This window comes from Streptomyces sp. NPDC029292, from assembly GCF_055569295.1.
The window spans coordinates 92,408-118,762 of the sequence record NZ_JBVHXR010000011.1; the positions used below are offsets into that span (position 1 = coordinate 92,408).

Below are 26,355 nucleotides of genomic sequence, written 5' to 3' on the forward strand. Positions count from 1 at the left end.
GCGTGTCCTATGCGGTGGGATACGCACCACCTCGTTCGTGACGGTGGCTTTCATTCGTGGCGGTGACTTTCGGTCACTCTCGATCGCTCTCGATCGCTCACGGGAACAATGCAATCCCGACGAGGATCAGGAGGATGATGCCGACGACGAGCGCGGCAGTCGCCCATGGCCCCCGGTGCTTCAGGGGCGTCGCGGGCCCGCCTCCACGCGGCCGGTCCTCCGGCAGTACAGCGTCGGCCGGGCGCCCGCTCGCGTAGAACTCTTCGTCGGTCGGAAAGACGTTGCGCGGATCATTGAAAGCGCGCGGATCGATCTCGTGTGGACTGGTCATGCGAACTCCTTGCGCGGCGCTCATCAGAGCCGGAGTTCCCGTCGGACGCCAGGCCTACGTCGGAGGCTGTGGCTCACCACTTCCCGGGCGCGTAGTCCTTCAGGAAGACGCCGTACAGGTCCTCGCCCTGCTCACCGTGCGTAATCTGATCGTATACCCGGGCCGCGCCGTCGATAAGGTCCAGCGGGGCACTCTCCGAGCATCGGGCATGGGCAGTGACCGGAAGAGGCCACAGGCTACGGTTTCGCTGGACCCGACGGAGAGGCGATCGGATGAGCAACCCCATTTCAGAGGCCTTGGTCACGCTCGGCCGCCGGTACGTGCGTGACGCCCCGGGCTCGCTCGGCAAAGCGGTGCTGGCCGAGCGCTACTTGAATCCGCACCTACGCGAGCACCCTCGGCGGAGGGTCGTCAAGACGCGATCCGGTGCCCGGTTCGCCGTCGATACACAGGACCTGATTCAGCGCTATCTGTACCTGTTCGGCGTGTGGGAGCCGCACATGACGAGCTGGCTCCGAAGCCGACTGAGGCCGGGGGACGGCTTCATCGACGTCGGCGCCAACATCGGCGTGTTCAGTGTCCTGGCCTCGCAGCTCGTCGGCGATGAGGGCCGGGTGGTAGCGATCGAGGCTTCGCCGGTGTTCCATCAGCGGCTGCTGCAGGAGGCCCGGCTCAATGAGTGCCGCAACATCCGCGCGATCAACGCCGCCGTCTCGGACGGTCACAAGACGCTGACCTTCGTGCTCGCCAGCTCGCGCAACATGGGCGCGAACAGCATCGTGCCGTACGAAGGGACGGCGGAGTCCACGTTCGAGATCGGAGCCCTCCCGTTGCCGGAGCTGCTCGCCGCCTCGGAGATCGAGAACGCCCGGGTCATCAAGATCGATGTTGAGGGTGCGGAAGGCAGCGTCGTCCGGGGGCTGGCCCCCCTGCTCGACAAGCTTCGGCCGGACGCCGAGATCACCGTCGAGGTGACTCCGGAACGCATGGCCCAGCTCGGCGACTCCGCTGACGCTCTGCTGGAGATGATGCAACGGCACGGGTTTCACGTGTACCGCCTCGCCAATGACTATGCCGCGGGGAGCTATCCGGCCGCGCTGCATGGAGGGCCGTGTGTGCCGGTGCGTTGGCGAGGACCAGTCGTCGAGGAGAGCGACCTGATCTTCTCTCGGGTGGACGCGGAGACGCTTCCCTGACCGGGGAGACGCTTCCCTGACAGGGAGGAGCTGACTGCCACCACCCGAGAGCAACGAAACTCCCCTCCGGCCAGAGGCTGTTCAGCTGGTCAGTCAGCGACCGGATAGCGCCACCGGAAGTGCGACAGCGCCCGCGCCCTGGCCTCCACAACCGCCATCCGCGCATCGCGCTCAGCAGGGTCGACATGCGAAGCCTGCCCCGTCGCCTGCCCCTCCCACTTCCGGTAGAGGAGCCCGACCTCCTGGGAGAACCACCCGCGGCTCACGGAGTTCAGCGCGAGCAGCAGGCCGGTGTCCTCCGAGGCCGGGAGTGCCATCCAGCCGCCGAGGGCGAGCAGGAGGTCGCGGCGTACGAAGAGGGTCGCGGGGTGGACCTGGGCGCGGAAACCATTCGCCTTCCAGTAGTCGAGTACGGCTCCGCGCTCGATCGGGCCGTTGTCGGGGTCGCCGGGGAAGCCGACGGTTGAGCCGTCGGGCAGATAGTCGAGGACCCGTGAAGTCGCCCACCCGATGGTGCGGTCGCCTTCGAGGGCGGCCAGGTCGCGCGCGAGCGAGCCCGGGGCCAGCTGGTCGTCGGCGTCCAGCACCTTGATGTAGTCGCCGTCGGCGTGGGCAAGAGCGATGGTCCGGGCCACGCCCGGACCTCCGGGCCGCCCCTGACGGAAGGTCACGCGCTCGTCGTCAGGCACGTGAGGAGCGACGTCGTCCGTCTTGCCGTCCTCCTGGATCACCCACTGCCACTCCCAGCCGTCCGGAAGCTTCTGTTCGCACAGCGACTTGTAGGCCTCGGGCAAGAAGGGGGCCGAGGGCCCGTGGACGGCAGTGACGATGATGATGCGCCGGCTCACGGCAGCACTCACCACCTTTCCAGGAGAGTGGTGAAGACGAGCTCGGTGCGGTCACCGGGCAGGACGATGTCGGAAAGATCTACAACCCGGTCATTGATGTCGTACGACGTCTTGCCGAGGACGAGCACCGACGTCCCGCGCGGCAGCTCCAGCTCCTCCGCCTCTTCCGGTGTCGGTGGCCGGGCGGTGACGCGTTCCTCGACGCGGTCCAGCTCGATGCCGACGGTGGAGAGCTGGTGCTGAGAGCCCCCTGGCCACGGCTCGTTGGATGCGTCCAGGAGGTCGGGGTTCCCCGCGATCATGTCGCGGACGAGGTACGAGGTCACCAGGCTGAACGGCGCGCTCTCGGCGGCGTATCTCGTGCGATAGGAGCGCTCAAGCAGGGCTGTCCCCTCACAGACGCCCATGGCATCGGCGATGTCCTTGTCCGCCGTGACGCCGCGGTATGACGCGTGGAAGACGAGATCATTCAGCTCAAGGCCGGTGTCGTATTCAGTGGCCCCGGTCTGCGCCCGCTCCTCCACCGGCCGGCGCGCCCGGTTCTTCTCCCACTGATGCCGGAAGTTCGTGCGCCGCGCCATCGTGCGGGATCGGCGGACGAAGTTGCCGCGGCCGTGCTCCTTGTCGATCAGGCCCTCCTCCTGGAGGACCCGGAGCGCGCTCTGGACGGTCGGCACACTTCGCCGGTAGTGCTTCGCGAGATCCGTTTCCGACGGCAGACGGTCCCCGGGCTTCCGCCCGCCCTCGCGGATGGACCGGCGGAGGTCGTCCGCGATCTGCTCGTACGCCTTTGGCACTGGTACTCACCGATCCGTCGTGTGGGGCCGGCCTGGCGTGTCAGCGAGCTGACGATCAGCACGCCAACAACTCACACCTCAGCCTACGACTCCTAAAGAGGTCTTGACGAGTGGAGGGGCGTACGTCGGTCTCCCCAGGCCTCGGCCCGTCAAGAGCTGTACGGGAACAGCGGCAACGACACGCTGTACGGCGGGACCGGCACGGCACTCTCCGGCGGCCCCGGCAGGGACGTCGTCCACCTGGACTGACGGTTGACGTCGGGCTCAGGGGACGAAAACGCCCGACCGCTGGCGACGGGGGATGCACCAGCGATCGGGCTGTGCCCAAGGGTAACAAGGCCGCTTGCGCGGCGTGAACGACTGTTCAGTTACGACGAGGCGTTGTGATCGGGATCACGCACCTTGCCGCTGGTTGAGCGTCGGCTCCGTTACTGGCCGCACGGCGGCTCGTACGAGAGTCGGGGCAGATACTCGTGCCATTTCTCCGGCGTCAGAACGCCCCGAGTGGTCGAGCAAATGCGACGAATGGCCTCGGCGGCGTCCAGATTCCACAGCCGGACGGTATCGGTACCGCTCGATACTCCGAGCATGTGGCTGTTGGGGCTGAACGACAGGAAATTGCCTGTTTTGGCATTGGGGCTCATCGATTGACCGATGGGAGCGGCCTTGGACGGGTGGGCGATGTTCCAGAGCCGGACCGTGTTGTCGTTGCCGCCGCTGGCCAGCGTGTGGCCGTCCTGGCTGAACGTCAGCGACACGACCGCTTCGGTGTGGCCCGTGAGAGGGGAGCCCAGCCGGGCCGCCTTGAGGGGGTCGGCGATGTTCCAGAGCCGGACCGTGTTGTCGTCGCTGCCGCTGGCCAGCGTACGGCCGTCCGGACTGTAGGCGAGCGTGTTGATGGGGCCGAGGTGCCCCTTGAGGGGCGGGCCGAGCCGGGCGGCATGGCGGGGGTCGGCCACGTTCCAGAGCCGGACGGTGTCGTCCGCGCTGCCGCTGGCGAGCGTACGGCCGTCCGGGCTGAAGACAAGGGAGTTGACGTAGCCCTGGTGACCGGTGAGCGGCGTGCCGAGCGGACGTGGACGGGATGGGTCGCTGACATTCCACAACTGGATGGTGCGGTCGTCATAGGCGGTTGCCAGCGTGCGCCCGTCCGGGCTGAAGGCCAGCGCGGCCGCGAAGCGTGTCCGCAGCGCGATGGGCAGCCCGTAGGCGACAGGCCGAGCCGGGTTGGTGACGTTCCACAGCTGCACTGCGCGACTTCCGGTCAGCACCGCGAGTATGTGGCCGTCGGGGGAGAAAGCCGGATCACGCACCTCACCCTCCCCGGGCGTGAACGGTTCGCCCAGTGACACGGGTCGGCTGGGAGTCTCCACGTTCCACAGACGGATCCTTCCGTCGCGCGCGGCCGTGGCGAGCACCCGCCCGTCCTGGCGGAACGCTCCGATGCGGCCGATCATGTCCGACGTCGGTATCGACCACAGGCGGACCGTGTTGTCGCCACTCCCGGTGGCGAGGGTCCGGCCGTCGGGGCTGAAGCCCAAGGCGTACATCTCGCCGCCGCTCCCCGCGAGCGGTTCCCCGACCTGCGACGGGTATGCCGGATCGCTCACGTTCCACAGGCTCGCCGTACTGTCCTGGCTGGCGGCGGCGAGCATGGTTCCGTCAGTGCTGAAGGCCACGGACCAGATGGGACCGGTGTGGCCGGTGAGTGCCGCGCCGAGCGGTGCCGCATGACGAGGGTCTGCCACGTTCCAGAGCCGGACGGTGTCGTCCGCGGCACCGCTGGCGAGGGTGCGGCCGTCGGGGCTGAATGCCACGGAGTGCACCAGGTCCGTGTGGCCGGTCAGTACCGCGTCGATCGGCTTCGGACGGCGCGGATCGGCCATGTTCCACAGCCTGATGGTCGTGTCGTCGCCGCCGGCTGCCAGCGTCCGTCCGTCAGGGCTGAACGCCACGGAGCGTACGGCGGCGGTGGGTCCGGTCAGAGCGCCGAGCGCACTCGGCTTGCGCGGGTCTCTCACGTTCCACAGGCGCACGACGTGATCTTCGGTGGCGGCGGCCAGCGTGTGTCCGTCCGGGCTGAAGGCGACCAGGTAGATCGTGCCGTCGTGGCCGGGCAAGGGCTCACCGAGCGGGCGAGGGTGGCTGGGATCCCGTACGTTCCACAGCCGGATCGTGCCGTCGTCCGAAGCGCTGGCGAGGGTACGGCCGTCCGGGCTGAAGACCGCGGTGCTCACCCAACTCGTGTGGCCGGTGAGGGGCTTGCCCAGGGGTTTGGGGTGAGTCCGGTCCGTGACGTCCCACAGTCGAACGGTTCGGTCGTAACTGGCGGTGGCCAGGACCCGTCCGTTCGGGCTGAACGAGGTGAGGTAAACGGCGCCGGTGTGACCGAGAAGCGGCGTCGCCAGCGGCGAGTTCACGATCGAGATCAACCGGTTGTTGGCGCTCTCGTCGTCCGGCCGCAAGTGGTGTGCCACCAGGTCGAGTTGGGCGGACAGTGACGGATCCGTGTGCTGGACGCGATCGGCTTCGGCGACCACCTGCTCGAATACGGCGTCGTCCCGCTGCTGCCACGCGATCACGGCTGTGGAGGCGGCCAGTATCGCCAGGACAACCAGAGCCGACACCGCACCACGGCTGATCCAGAGTGTGCGCCTGCGCAGTCTGACCGAAGCGGCCAGGAATTCCACCGCGCTGCGGGTCAGGAAGGTGTCGCCGGCGGACTTTGCCCAGCTGTGGGCCTGCTCCAGACGAGAACCCCGGTAGAGCAGTGACGTGTCACGGTGCGAGACATCCCAGGCCCTGCCGTCCTCCTCCAGCCGCTGGCGCAGCAGGTTGTCGTTCCTGTCCTCGTCGATCCAGTCGCGCAGGCGCGGCCAGGCGTGCAGCAGAGCCTCATGGGTGATCTCCACGGTCTCCGCGTCGAGTGTCACCAACCGGGCGCGCACCAGTGCTTCGAGCGATTCCTCCGTCTTGTTGGGGTCCGTCGACTCCTCCGCCAGTTGGCGCCGGGTCCCCCTTCTCCGGGTCGCCTGGGTGTCCTCGCCCAGCCGGACCAGCCTGAGGAGGAGCAGCCTCGCGGCCGTGCGCGCTGTGGGGTCGAGGCCGGACCAGGCACGCTCGGCGGTCGCCGCCACCGCTCCCTGGATTCCGCCCGCCGCGCGGTAGCCGGCCAGTGTCAGCTTCCCCGCCTTCCGTCGCTGCCAGGTGGCGAGCAGGGCGTGGGAGAGGAGCGGCAGCGCGCCCGCGTCGTGCGCCCCGCGGGGGCCGTCAGCGCTCACTTCCCGGACGATCAGCTCCGCCAGCCCCGGTTCGAGTTCCAGACCCACGGCCTTGGCCGGGCCGGTCACCGCTTCGCGCAGCTCCGTGGTGGTCAGCGGTCCGAGCACCATGTGCCGGTGTTGCAGCGCGTCGGCCAGTTCGGGATACCCGAGGCATTGCTCGTAGAAGTCGGCGCGTATGCCGAGGACCACGAGCACGGGGGCTTGGTCATCGGGGCCGGGGGAGCTCGCAGCGTGGAGGAGCTGGATGAAAGTGCGCCTGTTCGCCTCGTCGGAGCAGAGGGTGAACGCCTCCTCGAACTGGTCCACGATGACGACCGGACGGGCGGCGGAGGATGTCTCGCGTTCCGCCCATGCCGTGACGGCCTTCCTCGCCGCGTGCGCGAATTGCGGAGTACAGGGCTCCTTCGCCGTTGATTCCTCCGCGGCAGAGACGACGTCTGCGAGCTCAGGGATCCGGCGGGTCAGCTCCGCGAGAGGGTCGCCTCCCGGTACGAGCTGCAGAACCCCCCTCGCCCGACTGTTCTCGTCGCCCAGTGCGCCCTTCTGTAATGCGGGCACCAAGCCGGCGTTCAGCAGGCTGGATTTTCCCGCCCCTGAGGCGCCCACGAGCATGACCAAGCCGCCCGTCTTCTCCGCCGCACGGAGCTGAGCGATGAGGGCATCCGCGCTCCGCTCTCGGCCGAAGAACCACGCGGCATCTTGCGGACGGTACGAAGCCAGCCCTCGGTAGGGGCACACACCGGCGACAGCCGGGGCTTCGACCGGGGGCCGCTCCTCTTCTTCCGCGGACGTCGCGGCGCGGTCGCCGACCGGGTCGGCCACCGCCCGCTCCCACAGGCGCTGCCACTGGGCCAGGTCGTACAGGCCCGGGGACACCGGCGCGGGCCGCGCGCGCCGCGCTTCGGGGATCAGGATCTGCAGCACCGCTGCGAGGGCGGCGAACTGGGCAGGCACGTTCTTGGCCCGTCGCCAGTCGCTGATCCGCTGAACGGACACCCGCACGGGACGCCCTCGTTCGTCGACCCGATGAAGCCGGTCGACCGCCTCGGCCACGCGCTTGAGGGGAGGGTTGCCGGCCTCCTTGTACAGCAGCGCGAGACGTTCCGCGAAGGCTGTGCGTGCCCCTGAGTCGGAACTCAAGGTCTCCACCCCTTACTTCCCCCACACCTGGACATCCGGACCGGAAAACTCACTTTATATGGCTGACCTGCGGTTAAGTCATTAGCCCGGCGCCGGAACCTCCTCTGCGGGAGCCACAGCTGGCAGGATCAAGACGCAGTAGCGAACCAACCGCGCAGTGTACGGACAGGCCACCGGCTCAGCGCTCGGAGAGACAACTCATGGCGCCGCATGTTTTCGGTCAGTTTCCGCTGGATTTACGAGACGGTGGCGACGGTCTCGTCGCGCGAGCTTGAGAGATCCGTGGAACGGTCCCAGCCGGACCGCTGTCGCCTCGACCACGGGTCCTGCCCTTCCTCGATCCGCGCCGCGCCAATACGGCACGGATCGACGCCGCCCGCACCGTTCGGTACCGGTCCCCACGTGGGGAGGGACCGGTACCGAACGGTGCGGCATGTGGCGGGCGTGCGGGCCCGTACGAACTCCTCTACATCGGCGACACGTTGCTTGAGGAGATAGCCGATGCCACCCGCCTGCGTGGAGAGCAGATCAACGGCGTAGCGCTCCTCGACATACTGGGAGAGCAGCAGTACGGCCGTCTCGGGCCACTGCCGGCCAAGCCGCGCGGCCGCTCGGACGGCCCCGCCAGGTCCCGGCAGGGCGGCTCGCGGCGGGATCGGCGCACCGCCCCACTCACTCGATCTCCGGCCCGCACCTACGCCCCATGCCTGACGTCGTTCCTGCCGTGACCGAGGCGTCAGGTCGAACGGCGGCATGGGAACCACTTGGGAGCCGATTCCTGAAATCGGCTCCCAAAATGATCCCTGGAACCACTCAGGGGCCCGACCCGCGATGCGGATCAGGCCCCTGACCTGGTACTTCACTGTCGGGGTGGCGGGATTTGAACCCACGACCTCTTCGTCCCGAACGAAGCGCGCTGCCAAGCTGCGCTACACCCCGATTGTCGCTGCTTGTCGCGGCGACGTCGTTTACTTTAGCCCACTGGTGGCCGGAGACGAAATCTGGTTTTCGGGGCGTCGGACGCGATGGCGGACGGGGTCGGGGCGGAGGTGGTCGAGGGTGACGACGAGGAGGGCCAGGGCGTAGAAGGCGAGGCCGAGGATGACCGCGTTGGCGAGGACGCCGGCGTAGCCGTGCTGGTCGACGTCGAGGAAGGGGTAGAGGTAGCGCGCCGGTGTGCCGGGGGCCATGATCGCGCCGCGGGCCAGGGAGAAGGCCAGGTAGGCGAGGGGGTAGAGGAGCCAGGTGGCCGCGTGGCGGAAGGCCAGTGGGGTCGGGCGGATCAGGAAGAGCCAGTCGGCCACCGCGGCGAGTGGCGTCGCCGTGTGCAGGAGGTGGTTGGCCACCGCGTGCCAGCCGGTGAGCGGGGTGGCGTCCCCCGTCATGGAGAAGCCGCTGGACTGGTTCGCCAGGATCAGGTGGTAGACCAGGCCCGTGATCGAGATGTAGAGGAGCGTGCCGCCCGTCAGTGCGGGGGGCAGCGGGCGGCGGGCCGTCCACGCCCGCCAGGCCGAGGCCGCGAAGACCAGGGCCACCAGGACATTGCTCTGGATCGTGAAGTAGCTGAGCACGCGGAGCGGGCTGCCCAGGATCAGGTCGATGGCCACACCCGTCGCCGCCGCGAGGGCCACGAGCAAGCGGAACGCGGCCGCCACCGGACGGCGTACGGGGTTCATCACCGCTGCCGCGGGGACGACGGAGAGGGGCGGGGGGGTACGCGGAAAACCCGGGATCGCGGGGAGGTCGGGTATGTCCTTGGGTATGGGGGCGATCATGGCCCCACGCTAAGGGGACCTGACGAATCGGGCGATATGGGACGCCTAGGTGGGTTACTCCGGCGCTGCCCCCACCGGCTTCCGCAGCCTTCACCGGCTTCCGGCACCTTCACCGGCTTCCGCCGCCCTCGACGGCTCCGACGCTGTCGGCAGCTATCGCCCCCCCCGCGCGCTACTTCCGCTCCACCAGCGTCAGCAGCGACGCCTCCGGCGGGCAGGCGAACCGTACCGGCGTATAGCGGTTCGTCCCGCAGCCCGCCGAGACGTGCATGTACGACGTCCGCCCCTCCGCCGTATGCGTGGACAGGCCCTTCACGCGGTCGGTGTCCAGGTCGCAGTTGGTGACGAAGGCGCCGCAGAAGGGGAGGCAGAGCTGGCCGCCGTGGGTGTGGCCGGCCAGGATCAGGGGGTAGCCGTCCGCCGTGAACGCGTCGAGCGCGCGCAGGTACGGGGCGTGCACCACGCCGAACGAGAAGTCGGCCGATTCCGACGGGCCGCCGGCCACGCGCGCGTAGCGGTCCCGCTTGATGTGCGGATCGTCGAGGCCGGTCAGCTCGATCTCGGCGCCCTCTATCTTGAACGTCCCCCGCGTGTTCGTCAGGTTCAGCCAGCCTGCCGCGTCGAAGCCGTCACGCAGGTCCTCCCACGGGTTGTGGATGGCGCCCACGACGGGTGCGTTGCCGTTCAGGCCGTGGCGGCCATGGGTCTTCTCGATCAAGTAGCGGGCGGGGTTGCGGAGTTTGGGGCCGTAGTAGTCGTTCGAACCGAAGACGTACGCGCCCGGGAAATCCATCAGGGGGCCGAGGGCGTCCAGGACTTCGGGCACGCCCTCAGAGTCGGAGAGGTTGTCCCCGGTGTTGATGACGAAGTCGGGGCGCAGGCCCGCCAGGGAGCGCAGCCAGCGCTGCTTCTTGCGCTGGCCGCTCACCATGTGGATGTCGGAGACCTGGAGGACGCGGAGCGGTCGCATGCCAGGTGGCAGGACCGGGACCGTCACCCGCCGGAGGCGGAAGGAACGGGCCTCGAAACCCGCCGCGTACAACAGACCGGCGGCCCCCACCGCCGTGATTCCCAGGGGTACTCCGTATCGCGCGCGCATACGTCCATCGTGTCAGACCCCGACGGCCCCGCGTGCCCGCCTGTGGACAACCCGGACGACCGCCGTGAGCGCGCGCCGAAATCAACAGGCAACCGCCTCACCACACCTGCGACAATCGACGACATGACCACGCTCAAGTCGAAGCTGCAGCAAGACCTCAACGCCGCCATCAAGGAGCGCGACGAGCTGCGCTCCTCGACGCTCCGGCTGACCCTCGCCGCGATCACCAAGGAGGAGGTCGCGGGCAAGACGAAGCGCGAACTCTCCGACGACGAGGTGCAGAAGGTGATCACCCGCGAGGCGAAGAAGCGCCGTGAGGCCGCCGATGCCTTCGCGCAGGGCGGGCGCCCCGAGTCGGCCGAGCGGGAGAAGGCGGAGGGCGAGGTCCTCGCCGCATACCTGCCCAAGCAGCTGTCCGACGAGGAGCTTCAGCAGATCGTCGGCCAGGCCGTCGAGGAGGCGAAGGCGGCGGGCGCCGAGGGGCCGCGCGCCATGGGCCAGGTCATGAAGATCGTGAACCCGAAGGTGGCCGGGCTGGCCGAGGGCGGCCGCGTCGCCGCCGTGGTGAAGAAGCTGCTCGCCGGCTGAGACCGAGTCCGCCCGACGCCCGGACGACAACGGCCCCTGCCACCCCCCGAAGGGGCGTGACAGGGGCCGACCACTGTGACCACGCGGGTCCACCCGACCGAGCGCCTACGGGACCACCGGCATCGCGGAGGCCACGGAGATCGCCGAGATCACCGGCATCACCGAGATCACCCCCGCGTCCCGCCGTTCCCATTACCCGCGCTGGTCTGCCCCTGGACCCAGCCCTCGGGAATGGAGAAGGAAGGCGTCGGCAAGGTGGTGCCTCCGTCCGTGAGGCCCCCCGTGCCGTTCCCGTTGCCATTGCCGCCGTCGGTTCCGTTGTCCCCGTCGTCCCCGTCGTCGTTGCCCTTGTTCTTGTCGGCGTCGGGGATGTCGACGAGGTTGAAGGACGGGGAGTCCTTGCCCGCGAGGGCGCCGGTCATCGCGTCCTTCCAGATCGGGCCGGGGACCTGGCCGCCGTAGACCTGGGGGTAGTAGACGCCGCCGATCTGGATTTTCGTCATCTTGACCTTCTGGGTGGCGCTGCCGACCCAGACCGCGCCGGACAGGTTCGGCGTGTAGCCGACGAACCAGGCGTTCCTGCGCTCGTCCGTCGTACCCGTCTTACCGGCGTTCGCACGGTCGGTGAGACCGGCCTGCTGGCCCGTACCGGAGTCGATCACGCCGCTCAGCAGCGTGTTGACGGTGTCCGCGGTCTTCTCGGACATCGCCCGCGAGCACGTCGACTTCGGCACCGCGAGGGACTTCTGCTCGCCGTCGACCTTCTGCGTGATCGACTCGATGGCGATCGGGGTGCAGTACATGCCCCGGGAGGCGAAAGCGGCGTACGCGGTGGCCATGGTCAGCGGGGAGATGCCCTTGGAGCCGAGGGCGATCGCGGGCACCTCGGGGAGCTTGGCGCCGTTGCCCTGCACGACATGGAGCTTCTCGGTCATGTTCATCACGGGGCACAGGCCGACGTCGGAGATCATCTGCACGAAGTAGGTGTTGACCGACTTGGCCATCGCCTCCTTCAGCCGGTACGGGCCGTGCTCCGACGTGCTCTCGTTCTTCAGCTTCTCGCCGCGCGTGTTGACCCACTGCTTGCTGTTACAGGCCTGGACGGGGCTCGGGTAGTTCATCGCGTACGGGGAGGAGTACTCCTGCGTCGCGGGCCGGCCCTCCTCCAGGGCGGCGGCGGCCACGAACGGCTTGAACGTCGAACCGGTCGGGAAGCCGTAGTTCGAGCCGCCCATGGCGTAGTCGACCGAGTAGTTGTACTCGGTCTCGTTCTTGCCGTAGCCGTACGGCTTCGACTGGCCCATGCCGACGATCTTGCCGGTGCCCGGCTGGACCAGCGTGGCCGCCGTGGCGACCGAGTCCGACTTGTTGACGTGCTGCTTGATCGACGCCTGCACCGATTCCTGTGACTGCGGGTCGAGCGTCGTGCGGATCGTCAGGCCGCCCTGGTTCCAGACCTTGGCCCGGGCCTCTTTGGTCTTGCCGAAGACCGGGTCGCTCTTGAAGACGTTCTCCACGTACTTGCAGAAGAAGCTGGCGCCCTTGACTGCCGTGATGCAGCCGTTCTTCGGCTGGCTGACCTTCAGGCCGAGCTTCGTCTTCTTGGCCTGGTCGGCCTCCTGCGGGGAGATGTCGTGCACCTCGGCCATGCGCTGGAGCACGGTGTTGCGGCGCTTGGTGGCTTCCGCCTCGTCGTTGACCGGGTCGTAGCGGGTGGGCGACTGGACGATGCCGGCGAGCAGCGCCGACTGCTGGAGGTTCAGCTCCTTGGCGGGCTTGGAGAAGTAGCGCTGGGCCGCGGCCTCGATGCCGTAGGCCTGCTCCCCGAAGAACGTGATGTTCAGGTAGTTCTCGAGGATCTTCTTCTTGCCGAGCTTCTCCTCGAGCTGGATCGCGTACTTGAGCTCGCGGATCTTGCGGCCGAGGGTCTGCTGGGTGGCCTGGGCGACCTTCGTCGGGTCGTCACCGGCCTCCTCGACGAAGTAGTTCTTCACGAGCTGCTGGGTGAGCGTGGAGGCGCCCTGGGCCACTCCGCCGTTCTGCGCGTTCTGGTTCAGGGCGCGCAGGACGCCCTTCAGGTCGATCGCGCCGTGCTGGTAGAAGCGCGAGTCCTCGATCGCGACGATCGCCTTCTGCATGTACGGCGAGATGTCCTTGAGGTCGACCACCGTGCGGTCGCGCGAGTAGACCGTCGCGATCTGACCGCCCTGGCTGTCCAGGATCGTGGTGCGCTGACTGAGCGCCGGGCTCTTCAAGTTGTCGGGAATCTCGTCGAACCCCTGGACGGACCCCTTGGCCGCGAGACCGAGCGCACCCGCTGCGGGCAGCGCGATTCCGGCCATGACGGCACCCGCGAGCACACTGACACCGAGGAACTTGGCGGCCTGCTGCGTTGGCGACAGACCACCGCCCGAGCGCTTCTTTGGCATGAGGGCAGCCTACGTTCTCATTCGCCGGACACGCGTATATGCCTTGGCCTAAGCTGTTCTCAACTGTCACAGCAGTGCGGTCACGTATCAATACGTCCGGAGACCCCGAATCGTTCCGGAGGTTCCCCAACTTTTTCGTTGAGGGCGTGTCCGAATCAGCCTCATGCGTCACCAGGCGTCCGTTGTGACTCAACTGAACTGTCCCGGTTTGCCGGAATGCTCACGCATGTCCTCGGCTCACTCCCCCGGGTGACCTGCCGCTTACGCATAGTCCGTTCGGGCCATTCAAGATTGGGCCCGAAGGGGGTGTTGCGCTGTGCCCACCTTCCGTAACGTCCTCAACTGGCGGCGGTGAATATGCCGCTGCCGCCGTGGGGGAGCCTCGATTCGGGAGAGGACGGCGCCGGTATGGGCTGGGTAACCGACTGGAGTGCGCAGGCGGCCTGCCGCACTACCGATCCGGATGAACTGTTCGTTCAAGGAGCAGCGCAGAACCGGGCGAAGGCAGTGTGCACCGGATGTCCGGTGCGCACGGAGTGCCTCGCCGATGCGCTCGACAACCGCGTCGAATTCGGCGTGTGGGGTGGCATGACCGAGCGGGAGCGCCGCGCACTGCTGCGCCGGCGGCCGACCGTCACCTCGTGGCGTCGCCTGCTCGAGACCGCGCGCACGGAGTACGAGCGCGGTGCGGGCCTGCTGCCCCTCGACGAGGAAGAGGTGTACGAGCGCTACGCGGCGGTGGGCTGACCGGCTCCCGTCCGCGCGCATACGAGGCTCAGACAGCCGCGCATACGAGGCTCACGCAGCCGGGAGGCTTACGCCACGCGGCTCACGGCGAGCCACGCGGCTTACCGTGCGCCACGCGGCTCAAGCAGCTCCGGCCGGGTCACCACCGGCCGCGAGCCGGTCCCCGATGTCCCGCAGCCCCGCGAGGTCGTGCACATCGCCGGGGAGCGCGGCCACTTCGGCCACCGCCACCTCGGGGTGGAGCGCGTTGAAGCGGTCACGTGTGCGCTGCTCGCGGGAGAGCAGCTGCATGCGCTCGGCATGCAGCCTCAGTAGTCCTGCGGTGAGTTGTTCGACGGTCCGGTCCGGGGCGGGGGAGCCTTCTTCGGAGCCGGACGGTGCGACGGCTGGCGGTGCGGCGACTGACAGTGTGGCGGCTTCAGCAGCGGAAGATTCTGAACTGTCGTACGTGTCGGGAGAGTTACGAAGTCCAGCTTTCCCGCCCTCCTGATCCACAATGCGGGCGTCGTCAAGATTTTCTGCAGCCGCGGAATCAAGATCTTCCGCGGCGGCGAGCGCCCGCTCGGCGGACAGCTGAGTGGCCCCACTGTCATGGACCCGGTTGAGCACCAGACCGGCGAACGGCATGTCCTCGGCGGCGAGGCGCTCCACGAAGTAGGCGGCCTCGCGCAGCGCGTCCCGCTCCGGGGCCGCCACCACCAGGAACGCCGTGCCGGGCGCCTGGAGCAGCTTGTACGTGGCGTCCGCGCGCGTACGGAACCCGCCGAACGTCGTGTCCATCGCCGCCACGAACGTCTGGACGTCCTTGAGGAGTTGCCCACCGAGGAGCTTTCCCAGGGTGCCGGTCATCATCGACATCCCGACGTTCAGGAACTTCATCCCCGCGCGCCCGCCGAGCTTCGCCGGGGCGGTGAGGAGCCGGATCAGCCTCCCGTCCAGGAAGGACCCGAGCCGTTTCGGGGCGTCCAGGAAGTCGAGTGCCGAGCGGGACGGCGGCGTGTCGACGACGATGAGGTCCCATTCGTCCCGCGCCCGCAGCTGCCCCAGCTTCTCCATCGCCATGTACTCCTGCGTGCCCGCGAAGCCCGCCGAAAGCGACTGGTAGAAGGGGTTGTTCAGGATCGCGGCGGCCCGCTCGCCGTCCGCGTGCGCCTCGACGATCTCGTCGAAGGTGCGCTTCATGTCGAGCATCATGGCGTGCAGCTCGCCGTCGCCCTCGATGCCCTTCACGCGGCGCGGGGTGTTGTCCAGCGAGTCGATGCCCATGGACTGGGCGAGTCGGCGTGCCGGGTCGATCGTGAGCACGACCACCTTCCGGCCGCGCTCGGCGGCGCGCAGCCCCAGGGCCGCCGCCGTGGTCGTCTTGCCGACGCCGCCCGAGCCGCAGCACACCACGATGCGGGTCTTCGGGTCGTCGAGCAGCGGGTCGACAGCGAGCACGCGCGCGTGGTCGAGAGCGCGGGTCGTGTCGTGTGCATGGGCCTTGTCGTGTGCGTGGGCCGGGTCCGGACTCATGAGATCCCTTGAGTGCGCAGTTCCGTGGCGAGCTCGTACAGGCCCGCCAGGTCCATTCCCTCGGCGAGCAACGGGAGTTCGTGCAGTGGCAGGCCCAGCTCGGTGAGCACGGCCCGCTGCTCGCGCTCCAGGGCATACCGCTCGGCGTACTCGTCGGCCTGCTGGAGCAGCGGCTCCACGAGCCGCTCGGCGAGTCCGCCGCGGCGCGCGCCGCCGAGTCCGGCCGCGGACAGCGACTTGGCGATGGCGGTACGGGAAGCGGCTCCCGTGAGCTCCAGGTCGGCGTCGTCGAGGAGCGCTGGCCGCACCATGTTCACGATGATCCGCCCGACCGGCAGCTTCGCGGCCCGCAGCTCGGCGATGCCGTCCGCGGTCTCCTGGACGGGCATCTCCTCAAGCAGCGTCACCAAGTGCACCGCGGTCTCCGGGGACTTGAGGACGCGCATGACGGCCTGTGCCTGATTGTGTATCGGGCCGATCTTCGCGAGGCCCGCCACCTCGTCGTTGACGTTCAGGAAGCGGGTGATGCGGCCGGTGGGCGGCGCGTCCATGACGACGTAGTCGTACGCGAACCGCCCGCTCTTGTCCTTGCGCCGTACGGCCTCGCACGCCTTCCCCGTCAGGAGCACGTCGCGCAGTCCCGGCGCGACGGTGGTCGCGAAGTCGATGGCGCCGAGCTTCTTCAGGGCCCGGCCGGCACCGCCCAGTTTGTAGAACATCTGGAGGTAGTCCAGAAGGGCCAGTTCGGGGTCGATGGCGAGGGCGTACACCTCCCCGCCCCCCGGAGCGACGGCGATCTTCCGCTCCTCGTAGGGCAGCGCTTCTGTCTCGAAGAGCTGCGCGATGCCCTGTCTGCCCTCGACCTCGACGAGGAGGGTGCGTTTGCCCTCGGTCGCGAGGGCGAGCGCGAGGGCCGCGGCCACCGTGGTCTTGCCGGTACCGCCCTTGCCGCTGACGACCTGGAGCCTGCTCACGTATTCGAGCCTAACCAGTCCGCCGCCGGACTACGCAGGAGGCTGTGGACAACGTGCGCGCGAGGCCCCCGGCGGCAACGACTACAGTCGGCCACATGACCAAGTGGGAATACGCAACCGTGCCGCTGCTCGTCCATGCCACGAAGCAGATTCTGGACACCTGGGGCGAGGACGGCTGGGAGCTCGTCCAGGTCGTGCCCGGGCCGAACAACCCGGAGCAGCTCGTCGCCTACCTGAAGCGGGAGCGCCAGGCATGAGCGCGGTCGAGGAGAAGCTCGCGGAGTTGGGCCTGAGCCTGCCGGGCGTCGTCCCGCCGCTGGCCGCGTACCAGCCCGCCGTGCAGTCCGGCGTGTACGTCTACACCGCGGGCCAGCTCCCGATGGTGGACGGCAAGCTCGCGGTCACCGGCAAGGTGGGCGCGGAGGTCACCGCCGAGGAGGCCAAGGACCTGGCCCGCATCTGCGCGCTGAACGCGCTCGCCGCGGTCAAGTCCGTCGCGGGCGACCTGGACCGCATCGCGCGCGTCGTGAAGGTCGTCGGCTTCGTGGCGTCCGCCTCGGACTTCACCGGTCAGCCGGGCGTCCTCAACGGTGCCAGCGAACTCCTGGGCGCGGTCCTCGGCGACAAGGGCGTCCACGCCCGCAGCGCGGTCGGCGTGGCGGTCCTCCCGCTGGACGCGCCGGTGGAGGTCGAGATCCAGGTGGAGCTGACCGGGGCGTAGGCGCGCCTTCAGGGGCGCGGGGAACTGCGCGACCAGCCCCCACGGACCCGCAGCCGATGGATGGCCTGGACTGGGTCTGGGGCGGAGCCCAAGGGAACGGGAGGGGCAGGGGAGGCGGGGGCGAAAAACCCACCCCACCCCCAGCCCGCTGATCCCCCGAGACCCCGAGCCCCTCGAACATCCGCCCGGCTCGGGATAGCCTCCGGCCATGGCGAATGGTCAGTGGTTTCCACCGGAGTGGCCCGAGCGCATCCGCGCGCTCGCGGACGGCACGCTGACACCGGTGGCCCCCAGGCGGGCGGCCACCGTCATGCTGCTCAAGGACACCGAGGGCACCCCCGTGGTGCACATGCTGCGCAGACGCGCCTCCATGGCCTTCGCCGGAGGCGCCTACGCGTATCCGGGCGGCGGCGTGGACCCGCGCGACGACGACCACCAGATCCGCTGGGCGGGCCCCACGCGCGCGTGGTGGGCGAAAAGGCTGGGCGCCGACGAGACCTCCGCCCAGGCCATCGTCTGCGCGGCGGTCCGCGAGACGTACGAGGAGGCGGGCGTCCTCCTCGCGGGCCCCACCCCGGACACCGTGGTCGGCGACACCACGGGCGACGACTGGGAGGCGGACCGCGCGGCCCTGGTCGCCCGCGACCTCTCCTTCGCCGAGTTCCTCGACCGCAGGGGACTGGTCCTCAGATCGGACCTCCTGGGCGCCTGGACCCGCTGGATCACCCCGGAGTTCGAAACCCGCCGCTACGACACCTGGTTCTTCGTGGCCGCCCTCCCGGAGGGCCAGCGCACCCGCAACGCCTCCACGGAGGCCGACCGCACGGTATGGATCCGCCCGGCGGAAGCGGCAGCCTCGTACGACAAGGGCGAGCTGCTCATGATGCCGCCGACCGTCGCGACGCTGCGCCAGCTCATCCCGTACGACAGCGCCGCCGACGCCCTCGCCGCCGCGCCGTCCCGCGACCTGACCCCCGTCCTGGCCAAGGCCCGCCTGGAGAACGGCGAGGTGGTCCTCGCCTGGCCGGGACACGACGAGTTCACCAAGCACATCCCGACCGGTGGAGCCCCCGCATGACCGACGCAGCCGCCCTCCCCGGCCAGCCGCGAGGAAGGGTCCTCTCCGGCCCCGCCACCTCGCGCGCGGTCAACGTCCTCGCGCCCAACGCGTCCGCGATGACTCTGGACGGCACCAACACCTGGATCGTCTCCGAGCCGGACTCCGAGCTCGCGGTGGTGATCGACCCGGGGCCCCTGGACGACGTACATCTGCGGAATGTCGTGGATACGGCGGAGAAGGCAGGGAAGCGGGTCGCGCTGACCCTGCTGACGCACGGGCACCCCGATCACGCCGAGGGGGCAGGGCGGTTCGCCGAACTGACGGGCACGAGGGTGCGGGCCCTGGACCCGGCGCTGCGGCTCGGGGACGAGGGGCTGGCGGCGGGGGACGCGGTCAGGGTCGGCGGCCTCGAGCTGCGCGTCGTGTCCACCCCCGGCCACACTGCCGACTCGCTGTGCTTCCATCTCCCGGCCGATCAGGCCGTCCTGACGGGTGACACCATCCTCGGCCGCGGCACGACCGTCGTGGCCCACCCCGACGGCCGCCTGGGCGACTATCTCGACTCCCTGCGGCGGCTCAGGTCCCTGACCGTGGACGACGGCGTGCACACCGTGCTGCCCGGCCACGGGCCCGTTCTCGAAGACGCCCAGGGCGTCGTCGAGTTCTACCTCGCCCACCGCGCCCACCGGCTCGCCCAGGTCGAGACGGCGGTCGAGAACGGCTACCGGTCGCCGGGCGAGGTCGTCGCGCACGTGTACGCGGACGTCGACCGTTCGCTGTGGCCCGCGGCCGAGCTCTCCGTGCGGGCGCAGATGGAGTACCTGCGCGAGCACGGCCTCATCTAGGCGTTTTCGTCGCCCCTAAGGACGCGGCGCCTTGATGCCATGCACGCGCGCGTACTCCTCGGCCAGCCAAGGCCCGAGGCCGTCGACGTACGACCGCAGGACGGCGAGGTCGCCCGGCGGCTCATATCCGAGGACGGCCGCCTCCCGCAGCTGCGCGGCCCGCTCCGGGTAGTACGCGCCGAACGCCTCCGCCATCTCCCGCAGATCGCTGGTCCAGCCGTTCCAGCGGGGCATGACGAGTGTGAAGCCGGTGCGGACGAGATGGCGTGACATGTAGCGCACGAGGGGGCGCCGGGCCTCCTTGGTGTCGGCTGCGTCGGCGATTCGCTCGCGCCAGCGCGGCAGCATCAGCGCGAGGTCGCCGTTCGTCTCGCGGGCGAGGTGGGAGTCGGGGCGGTAGCGGGGCAGGTACTCGGCCAGATCCTCGCCCAGGAGGGGCGTACAGAGGCAGGCGACGAACCAGCCCAGGTCGTACGTCTCCAGGTCGCTCAGCAGCCGCGTACGGCTGAACAGCAGCGTCCCCACGCCGTCGATCTGCGCGAACTCCTTGTCGAGCGCCTCACCGAGCGCCTGGGCGTCCGCCCGGTCCGCCTCGCTGGGCTCCTCGCGCAGGGCGAGCAGCAGATCGAGGTCGGAGCGGCCCACGCGCGCGGTGCCGCGCGGAATCGACCCGTAGAGGTACGCGCTCGTCATGCGTGCCCCGAAGACGTCCAGCAGCCGTTCGCGGGCCGCGGCCACCACGGGCCGGAACTCCCGCGGGACCAGCCCGAGGGAGCCCTCGCGCGCGATGTAACCCTGGCCGTCGAGCCCCTTGTTGTGCATGGGGCCACTGTGCAACGGCGGCGGTACGGCGTCATGTCATTTCCAGCCGATCACCACGCCGGGCGTGTTACTTGCTCCATCCCCAGCCCTTGGGCCACCCTCACCCCGCGATACGAGAAGGGCCCTGCCGTGCGGCAGGGCCCTTCCGGTGCGTTTTCGGCGCGAGGGGTCAGCGCGAGCGCTTCGCCAGCCGCTCCACATCCAGCAGGATCACCGCGCGGGCCTCCAGACGGAGCCAGCCGCGGCCCGCGAAGTCGGCGAGCGCCTTGTTGACCGTCTCGCGGGACGCGCCGACCAGCTGGGCCAGCTCCTCCTGCGTGAGGTCGTGCACGACGTGGATGCCCTCTTCGGACTGCACGCCGAAGCGGCGGGAGAGGTCCAGGAGCGCGCGGGCCACGCGGCCCGGGACGTCCGAGAAGACCAGGTCGGACATCTGGTCGTTGGTCTTGCGCAGGCGCCGGGCGACGGCGCGCAGGAGCGCGGCGGCCACCTCGGGGCGTGCGTTCAGCCAGGGCTGGAGGTCGCCGTGGCCGAGGCCGAGCAGCTTGACCTCGGTCAGCGCGGTGGCCGTGGCCGTGCGCGGACCCGGGTCGAACAGCGACAGCTCGCCGATCAGCTCACCGGGGCCCAGGACGGCCAGCATGTTCTCGCGGCCGTCGGGGGAGGTGCGATGCAGCTTCACCTTGCCCTCGGTGACCACGTAGAGGCGGTCGCCGGGGTCGCCCTCATGAAAGAGAGCGTCGCCGCGTGCGAGGGTCACCTCACTCATGGAGGCGCGGAGCTCCGCGGCCTGCTCGTCATCGAGCGCCGCGAAGAGCGGGGCGCGCCGCAGAACGTCGTCCACGAGTTCTCTCCTTGTCGACCTGCTCAGGGGATCTTGCTCCCCCTTGGTACCAGGGGACCGTGTTCCCCATCTTGCCGGACGGTCCAAACAGTGTGATCAGTCACAAGTCTGCCGCACTGGCGTCCCGGGCAGTGCGGCAGGGGTCCATTTGGGGGCCGATCTTCTGGGTCCGGGGCGGATGTCGGTGCCGGGCTTTAGGCTGGCCGGGTGTCCAAATCGCCGGTGAGAGCACAGGCCAAGGGGGCTGGGCGGGTGGTTGTACGTCGCGATTCCGCCGTGGGCGAACAGGGCCCCGACGGAAGTATGAAACCGACAAAAGCGGCAAAGGCGGCGCCAGTCAAGGTGACAGCCAAGAAGCCCGCCAAAAAGGCGACGTCCGCGAAGACGTCCGCGAGGGCGTCCACAAAGGCGTCCACGGAAACGGCTGCCAAGAAGGCGGCGGTCGCGAAAACGGCCGCCAAGAAGGCGACGGCCGTGGCCAAGAAGGCGACAGCCACGGCCAAGAAGGCCACGCCCGCGAAAGCCGTCGCGAAGCCCGCCAGGAACGAGTCGCACACCGCCCTGGTCCGCCGAGCCCGCCGCATCAACCGCGAGCTCTCCGAGGTGTACCCGTACGCCCACCCGGAGCTGGACTTCGAGAACCCCTTCCAGCTGATCGTCGCCACGGTCCTGTCCGCCCAGACCACCGACCTGCGGGTGAACCAGACGACCCCGGCGCTCTTCGCCAAGTACCCGACTCCTGAGGACCTGGCCGAGGCCAACCCGGAAGAGGTCGAGGAGATCCTGCGCCCGACCGGGTTCTTCCGGGCCAAGACCAAGTCGGTGATAGGGCTCTCCAAGGCGCTGAGGGACGACTTCGGGGGCGAGGTCCCCGGCCGCCTCGAAGACCTCGTCAAGCTCCCCGGCGTGGGCCGCAAAACCGCCTTCGTCGTCCTCGGTAACGCCTTCGGGCGCCCCGGAATCACCGTGGACACCCACTTCCAGAGGCTCGTCCGCCGCTGGCAGTGGACCGACGAGACGGACCCGGACAAGATCGAGGCGGCCGTCGGCGCGCTCTTCCCGAAGAGCGAGTGGACGATGCTCTCCCATTACGTGATCTTTCACGGCCGCCGCATCTGCCATGCCCGCAAGCCGGCCTGCGGCGCCTGCCCCATCGCTCCGCTCTGCCCGGCGTACGGGGAGGGCGAGACGGACCCGGAGAAGGCCAAGAAGCTCCTGAAGTACGAGAAGGGCGGCTTCCCGGGCCAGCGCCTCAACCCCCCGCAGTCGTACCTGGACGCGGGCGGCATCCCCGCACCCCCACTGGGCGCCGGATGACGGAACGAACACGGCACCGGCAGGCGTTGGGAACAGCAGAACGGGGGTGGCGATGACGCGCGCGAGCAACACGCACAGCAAACACGACGGGCCCGGCACGACGCACAGCAAACACGACGGGCCCGGCACGACGCACAGCGAACACGACGGGCCCGGCACGCACGGGTCGCACGACGGTCCGGTGACGCTCAGCAGGGACGGCCTGCCGGACTGGCTGGACCCGGTGGTGCGCGCCGCCGAGACGGTCGAACCGCTCCAGCTGAGCCGCTTCCTCCCGCCGGCGAACGGCGCGGGGCGGCAGTCCGCCGTCCTCATCCTGTTCGGCGAGGGCGACCGCGGCCCCGAGCTGCTGCTCATGGAGCGCGCCAGCTCCCTGAGATCGCACGCCGGGCAGCCCTCCTTCCCCGGTGGCGCCCTCGACCCGGAGGACGGCGACCCGAAGGCCGACGGGCCGCTGCGGGCCGCTCTGCGCGAGGCCGAGGAGGAGACCGGGCTCGACCCGAGCGGCGTCCAGCTGTTCGGCGTGCTGCCCAAGCTCTACATCCCGGTGAGCGGCTTCGTGGTCACCCCGGTCCTGGGCTGGTGGCGCCGCCCGACCCCGGTCGGCGTGGTCGATCCGGGCGAGACGGCCCGCGTCTTCACCGTCCCCGTGGCGGATCTCACGGATCCGGCCAACCGCGCCACCACCGTGCACCCCAGCGGCCACAAAGGCCCGGCATTCCTGGTCGAATCCGCCCTGGTCTGGGGCTTCACGGCCGGAGTGATCGACAAGATCCTGCATTACGCGGGCTGGGAGCGCCCCTGGGACCGTGGGAAGCAGGTCCCGCTCGACTGGCGCGCATGACAAGGTGACCTCCGTGCTGTGTCTGCCTGGGGGACAACCCCCAGACCCCCGGCCGGGCGATCGCGACCGGAAAGTGATGAGGCGAGGCTTGAAGCGGTGAACGTGCTGGACATCCTGTTGCTGGTCGCCGCCGTGTGGTTCGCGATCGTGGGCTATCGCCAGGGCTTCGTCGTCGGCATCCTGTCGGTGATCGGCTTCCTGGGCGGCGGCCTCGTCGCCGTCTATCTGCTTCCCGTCATCTGGGGCGCGCTGACCAACGACACCAAGGTGAGCACGACCGCCGCCGTCGTCGCGGTCGTCGTCGTGATCGTCTGCGCCTCCGTGGGCCAGGCCCTCACCACCCACCTCGGCAACAAGCTGCGCCGGTACATCACCTGGTCCCCGGCCCGCGCCCTGGACGCGACGGGCGGCGCCCTCGTCAACGTCGTGGCGATGCTGCTCGTCGCCTGGCTGATCGGCTCGGCCCTCGCCGGTACGACGCTGCCGACGCTCGGCAAGGAAGTCCGCAACTCCAAGGTGCTGCTCGGCGTCTCCCGTGCCCTGCCCTCCCAGGCCGACACCTGGTTCGCCGACTTCTCCTCGGTCCTCGCGCAGAACGGCTTCCCGCAGGTCTTCAGCCCGTTCGCCAACGAGCCCATCACCGAGGTCCAGCCCCCCGACCCGGCCCTCGCGAACAGCGCCGTCGCCGCCAACGCCCAGAAGTCCATCGTCAAGGTCATGGGCACCGCCCAGAGCTGCGGCAAGGTACTCGAAGGCACCGGCTTCGTCTTCGGCGACCGCCGCGTGATGACCAACGCGCACGTGGTCGGCGGAGTCGACGAGCCCACCGTCCAGATAGGCGGCGAGGGCAGGAAGTACGACGCCACGGTCGTCCTGTACGACTGGGAGCGCGACATCGCCGTACTCGACGTACCGAACCTGAATGCGCCTGCCCTGAAGTTCACCGCCCAGGACGCGACCAGCGGAAAGAGCGCGATCGTCGCCGGGTTCCCGGAGAACGGGTCGTACAACGTCCAGCCCGCGCGCGTGCGCGGCCGCATCACCGCCAACGGCCCGGACATCTACCACCGCAAGACGGTGCGCCGCGACGTCTACTCGCTCTACGCGACCGTGCGCCAGGGCAACTCCGGCGGCCCGCTGCTCACGCCCGAGGGCAAGGTGTACGGCGTGGTCTTCGCGAAGTCCCTCGACGACGCCAACACCGGTTACGCGCTCACCGCGGACGAGGTCCAGGACGACGTCACCAAGGGGCTTGCCGCGAACCAACAGGTGGACAGCGACAGCTGCGCGCTCTGACGCCGGTCGGTGTGTGTCAGCGGCTCAGCGGCTCAGCCGCGAGGATGGCGCAGCCGCACCGAGACCCAGCGGGCCCGGCGCCGCAGAATGTGCGGGATCCCCACTCGGGGGTCCGTGCCCGGCAACTGCGGGGTGCCCCTCTGATGGGAGCTCAGACCCCTGGCCGAGCGGCGGTTTCGTGGTGCGTCACTGTAGTCGTGCGTCCAGCCCATACCTCGACGTCTGCCCCTGCCCCAAGGTCGATAACCGCGCCCCGGCCCCCCAATTGGCCTATGCGCCAGGCAATTGGCTGTTCGTAGGACAGGCGTTCTCGTTCGCATAGCGGGCGCGCCACAGGACGCGTTCGGACGGTCACGGAAGAGGACCGGAAGCCGTCACCGATCGGGCTCGGGGACCGTCACCGATCGGGTTCGGGATCCTTCAGCCAATTGACCAATTCGGTGGAAAACGCCACCGGGTCCTCCTCGTGCGGGAAGTGCCCGAGCCCGTCGAACAGCCGCCAGCGGTACGGCGCTTCGACGTACTCCCCGGACCCGGCCGCACTCCGCGTGCGCATCACGGGGTCGAGCGAGCCGTGCAGATGCAGCGTCGGCACCCGCACCGGGCGTTTCATGCGCCGGTTGAACTGGATCCCGTCCGGGCGTGCCATGGACCGCACCATCCACCGGTACGGCTCGATCGAGCAATGGGCCGTCGACGGGATGCACATGGCACGGCGGTACGTCTCCACGGCCTCGTCATCGGGAAGGCAAGGCCCCGACCAGTCCCGTACCAGACGGCCCACCAGCGCGCCGTCGTCCGCGACGAGTTGACGCTCCGGAATCCACGGCCGCTGGAACCCCCAGATGTAGGAACCCGCGGTCGTCTGCTTGACGTCGGAGAGCATGGCCGAGCGCCAGCGCCGCGGATGCGGCATCGAGGAGACGGCGAGCCGGCGTACGAGCTTGGGCCGCATCACGGCCGCCGTCCACGCCAGATACCCGCCCAGGTCGTGCCCGACCAGCGCGGCGTCGGGCTCACCGAGGGACCGTACGACCCCGGTGATGTCGAGCGCGAGGTTGGCGGGGTCGTAACCGCGCGGCGTGCGGTCGCTGCCGCCGACACCCCGCAGGTCCATCGCGACGGCGCGGAAACCCGCGTCGGCGAGCGCCACCAGCTGATGCCGCCAGGTCCACCAGAACTGCGGGAAGCCGTGCAGCAGCAGGACCAGCGGCCCGTCGCCCATCTCGGCGATGTGGAAGCGCGCGCCGTTGGCGGCGACGTCCCGGTGGATCCAGGGTCCGTCGGGACGTACGACCGAAGTGGGTTGCGCCGAGGGTGTGGCGGGGTCCGTCATGAGGACGAGCGTGCCACAGCCTCGAGGGCCTCGGGTACACGGTCCTGCGCGGCCACCTCGCGGGGGTGCGGCTTGGCGTTCTGCAGGACGCCCGCCGTCTCCTTCATCGAGGCGGCGACCTTCTGCGGTCCCTGGCTCTTCTTGGCCTTCTTGGCGAAGGCGACACCGATCAGCGCGAGGACGACGGCGACGAGCACGTTCGCGGCGAAGGAGAGCAGGAAGCAGATCGCGAGGTTCCAGTGGCTCCAGGTCCGGATGCCGTACGCCAGGGCGAAGTTCAGCATCGGCAGCGAGAAGACGAGCACGGCGCCGGCGACCGAGAACGCGCCGCCGCTGACCGCACCGCGCTTGACGTCCTGCTTGAGCTGGGCCTTCGCCAGCGCGATCTCGTCGTGCACGAGCGCGGACATCTCGGTCGTCGCCGAGGCGAACAGCTGGCCGATGCTGCGTTCGGCGCCGACCGGGCTGCCGTCGGGTGCGCTCATCGCGGACTCCCTCTTCTGCATGTGTGGGTACGGTCTGGCTTCTGCATCTGTTTGTACCGTCT

At 69.4% G+C, this 26,355-nt stretch carries 25 protein-coding genes, 1 tRNA gene and 1 pseudogene; 11 read left to right on the forward strand and 16 right to left on the reverse strand.

The window, feature by feature from the left end; genetic code table 11:
• Positions 1–97: 97 nt before the first annotated feature.
• On the reverse strand, positions 98–331 hold the full coding sequence (locus tag ACZ4WS_RS23990; protein WP_467983262.1) for a hypothetical protein: 234 nt from the start codon (positions 329–331) through the stop codon (positions 98–100).
• 272 nt (positions 332–603) lie between these two features.
• Between ACZ4WS_RS23990 and ACZ4WS_RS23995 the strand changes: the two genes are divergently transcribed.
• Positions 604–1,527, forward strand: coding sequence for an FkbM family methyltransferase (locus ACZ4WS_RS23995; protein WP_467983263.1), 924 nt, complete (start codon positions 604–606; stop codon positions 1,525–1,527).
• An 89-nt stretch (positions 1,528–1,616) separates the two neighbouring features.
• Here ACZ4WS_RS23995 and ACZ4WS_RS24000 read toward each other — a convergent pair whose 3' ends face one another.
• Complete coding sequence (locus ACZ4WS_RS24000) at positions 1,617–2,375, reverse strand: glycosyltransferase family 2 protein (RefSeq protein ID WP_467983264.1); 759 nt, start codon at positions 2,373–2,375, stop codon at positions 1,617–1,619.
• 8 nt (positions 2,376–2,383) lie between these two features.
• Positions 2,384–3,172, reverse strand: coding sequence for a GntR family transcriptional regulator (locus tag ACZ4WS_RS24005; protein ID WP_467983265.1), 789 nt, complete (start codon positions 3,170–3,172; stop codon positions 2,384–2,386).
• Between the two features lie 156 nt (positions 3,173–3,328).
• Between ACZ4WS_RS24005 and ACZ4WS_RS24010 the strand changes: the two genes are divergently transcribed.
• Entirely contained in the window at positions 3,329–3,421 is a 93-nt protein-coding gene (locus ACZ4WS_RS24010; protein ID WP_467983486.1) for a hypothetical protein, read from the forward strand.
• Positions 3,422–3,600: 179 nt separating this feature from the next.
• Here ACZ4WS_RS24010 and ACZ4WS_RS24015 read toward each other — a convergent pair whose 3' ends face one another.
• The 5 genes and pseudogenes from ACZ4WS_RS24015 to ACZ4WS_RS24035 form a co-directional block, all read right to left on the reverse strand.
• On the reverse strand, positions 3,601–7,605 hold the full coding sequence (locus tag ACZ4WS_RS24015) for an nSTAND1 domain-containing NTPase (RefSeq protein ID WP_467983266.1): 4,005 nt from the start codon (positions 7,603–7,605) through the stop codon (positions 3,601–3,603).
• A gap of 227 nt (positions 7,606–7,832) precedes the next feature.
• On the reverse strand, positions 7,833–8,351 hold the full coding sequence (locus ACZ4WS_RS24020) for a response regulator (protein WP_467983267.1): 519 nt from the start codon (positions 8,349–8,351) through the stop codon (positions 7,833–7,835).
• A gap of 110 nt (positions 8,352–8,461) precedes the next feature.
• Positions 8,462–8,535, reverse strand: a tRNA-Pro gene (locus tag ACZ4WS_RS24025).
• Between the two features lie 34 nt (positions 8,536–8,569).
• A pseudogene (locus ACZ4WS_RS24030) lies at positions 8,570–9,371 on the reverse strand (Pr6Pr family membrane protein).
• Between the two features lie 172 nt (positions 9,372–9,543).
• On the reverse strand, positions 9,544–10,470 hold the full coding sequence (locus tag ACZ4WS_RS24035; protein ID WP_467983268.1) for a metallophosphoesterase: 927 nt from the start codon (positions 10,468–10,470) through the stop codon (positions 9,544–9,546).
• A gap of 123 nt (positions 10,471–10,593) precedes the next feature.
• Between ACZ4WS_RS24035 and ACZ4WS_RS24040 the strand changes: the two genes are divergently transcribed.
• Positions 10,594–11,058: a GatB/YqeY domain-containing protein gene (locus ACZ4WS_RS24040; protein WP_467983269.1), complete on the forward strand. Its 465-nt coding sequence runs from the start codon at positions 10,594–10,596 to the stop codon at positions 11,056–11,058.
• A gap of 167 nt (positions 11,059–11,225) precedes the next feature.
• Here ACZ4WS_RS24040 and ACZ4WS_RS24045 read toward each other — a convergent pair whose 3' ends face one another.
• The gene (locus tag ACZ4WS_RS24045) at positions 11,226–13,487 is read right to left on the reverse strand and encodes a transglycosylase domain-containing protein (protein ID WP_467983270.1); all 2,262 of its coding nucleotides are present in this window, start codon (positions 13,485–13,487) and stop codon (positions 11,226–11,228) included.
• 408 nt (positions 13,488–13,895) lie between these two features.
• Between ACZ4WS_RS24045 and wblA the strand changes: the two genes are divergently transcribed.
• On the forward strand, positions 13,896–14,234 hold the full coding sequence (gene wblA / locus ACZ4WS_RS24050; protein ID WP_028799159.1) for a transcriptional regulator WblA: 339 nt from the start codon (positions 13,896–13,898) through the stop codon (positions 14,232–14,234).
• Between the two features lie 120 nt (positions 14,235–14,354).
• Here the strand turns inward: wblA and bagB are convergent, their stop codons facing one another.
• Both bagB and bagA read right to left on the reverse strand, forming a co-directional pair.
• Entirely contained in the window at positions 14,355–15,749 is a 1,395-nt protein-coding gene (gene bagB, locus ACZ4WS_RS24055) for an ATPase BagB (protein ID WP_467983271.1), read from the reverse strand.
• A complete protein-coding gene (bagA, locus tag ACZ4WS_RS24060) occupies positions 15,746–16,723 on the reverse strand; it encodes an ATPase BagA (RefSeq protein ID WP_467983272.1) in 978 nt (325 codons plus the stop codon). The genes bagB and bagA overlap by 4 nt, the downstream gene beginning before the upstream one ends.
• Before the next feature lie 95 nt (positions 16,724–16,818).
• Here bagA and ACZ4WS_RS24065 point away from each other — a divergent pair, with 95 nt between their 5' ends.
• From ACZ4WS_RS24065 to ACZ4WS_RS24080, 4 genes are all read left to right on the forward strand, one after another.
• Positions 16,819–16,980 carry a DUF4177 domain-containing protein gene (locus ACZ4WS_RS24065; RefSeq protein ID WP_010986011.1) on the forward strand — a complete coding sequence of 54 codons (162 nt, stop codon included), beginning with the start codon at positions 16,819–16,821 and terminating at the stop codon, positions 16,978–16,980.
• Positions 16,977–17,444 (forward strand): RidA family protein, encoded by a 468-nt coding sequence (locus tag ACZ4WS_RS24070; RefSeq protein ID WP_467983273.1) that lies wholly within the window; start codon positions 16,977–16,979, stop codon positions 17,442–17,444. Before ACZ4WS_RS24065 ends, ACZ4WS_RS24070 begins: the two co-directional genes overlap by 4 nt.
• 208 nt (positions 17,445–17,652) lie before the next feature.
• Positions 17,653–18,522: an NUDIX hydrolase gene (locus ACZ4WS_RS24075; RefSeq protein ID WP_467983274.1), complete on the forward strand. Its 870-nt coding sequence runs from the start codon at positions 17,653–17,655 to the stop codon at positions 18,520–18,522.
• On the forward strand, positions 18,519–19,349 hold the full coding sequence (locus ACZ4WS_RS24080; RefSeq protein WP_467983275.1) for an MBL fold metallo-hydrolase: 831 nt from the start codon (positions 18,519–18,521) through the stop codon (positions 19,347–19,349). Before ACZ4WS_RS24075 ends, ACZ4WS_RS24080 begins: the two co-directional genes overlap by 4 nt.
• Before the next feature lie 15 nt (positions 19,350–19,364).
• Here ACZ4WS_RS24080 and ACZ4WS_RS24085 read toward each other — a convergent pair whose 3' ends face one another.
• Both ACZ4WS_RS24085 and ACZ4WS_RS24090 read right to left on the reverse strand, forming a co-directional pair.
• Positions 19,365–20,171 carry a nucleotidyltransferase domain-containing protein gene (locus ACZ4WS_RS24085; RefSeq protein WP_467983276.1) on the reverse strand — a complete coding sequence of 269 codons (807 nt, stop codon included), beginning with the start codon at positions 20,169–20,171 and terminating at the stop codon, positions 19,365–19,367.
• A gap of 169 nt (positions 20,172–20,340) precedes the next feature.
• The gene (locus ACZ4WS_RS24090) at positions 20,341–21,015 is read right to left on the reverse strand and encodes a Crp/Fnr family transcriptional regulator (RefSeq protein ID WP_006382668.1); all 675 of its coding nucleotides are present in this window, start codon (positions 21,013–21,015) and stop codon (positions 20,341–20,343) included.
• Between the two features lie 303 nt (positions 21,016–21,318).
• On the opposite strand from ACZ4WS_RS24090, the gene nth reads away from it, so the two are divergent.
• The 3 genes from nth to ACZ4WS_RS24105 all read left to right on the forward strand — a co-directional run bounded on the left by nth (position 21,319) and on the right by ACZ4WS_RS24105 (position 24,472).
• Positions 21,319–22,332, forward strand: a complete 1,014-nt coding sequence (gene nth / locus ACZ4WS_RS24095) for an endonuclease III (protein WP_467983277.1) — start codon at positions 21,319–21,321, stop codon at positions 22,330–22,332.
• Positions 22,333–22,513: 181 nt separating this feature from the next.
• Complete coding sequence (locus tag ACZ4WS_RS24100; RefSeq protein ID WP_467983488.1) at positions 22,514–23,176, forward strand: NUDIX hydrolase; 663 nt, start codon at positions 22,514–22,516, stop codon at positions 23,174–23,176.
• A gap of 96 nt (positions 23,177–23,272) precedes the next feature.
• On the forward strand, positions 23,273–24,472 hold the full coding sequence (locus ACZ4WS_RS24105; RefSeq protein ID WP_467983278.1) for a MarP family serine protease: 1,200 nt from the start codon (positions 23,273–23,275) through the stop codon (positions 24,470–24,472).
• Between the two features lie 32 nt (positions 24,473–24,504).
• On the opposite strand, the gene ACZ4WS_RS24110 is transcribed toward ACZ4WS_RS24105, so the two are convergent.
• The 3 genes from ACZ4WS_RS24110 to ACZ4WS_RS24120 all read right to left on the reverse strand — a co-directional run bounded on the left by ACZ4WS_RS24110 (position 24,505) and on the right by ACZ4WS_RS24120 (position 26,293).
• A complete protein-coding gene (locus ACZ4WS_RS24110) occupies positions 24,505–24,684 on the reverse strand; it encodes a hypothetical protein (RefSeq protein ID WP_467983279.1) in 180 nt (59 codons plus the stop codon).
• 185 nt (positions 24,685–24,869) lie between these two features.
• Entirely contained in the window at positions 24,870–25,808 is a 939-nt protein-coding gene (locus tag ACZ4WS_RS24115; protein WP_467983280.1) for an alpha/beta fold hydrolase, read from the reverse strand.
• Positions 25,805–26,293 (reverse strand): phage holin family protein, encoded by a 489-nt coding sequence (locus ACZ4WS_RS24120; RefSeq protein ID WP_467983281.1) that lies wholly within the window; start codon positions 26,291–26,293, stop codon positions 25,805–25,807. The genes ACZ4WS_RS24115 and ACZ4WS_RS24120 overlap by 4 nt, the downstream gene beginning before the upstream one ends.
• Between the last annotated feature and the right edge of the window lie 62 nt (positions 26,294–26,355).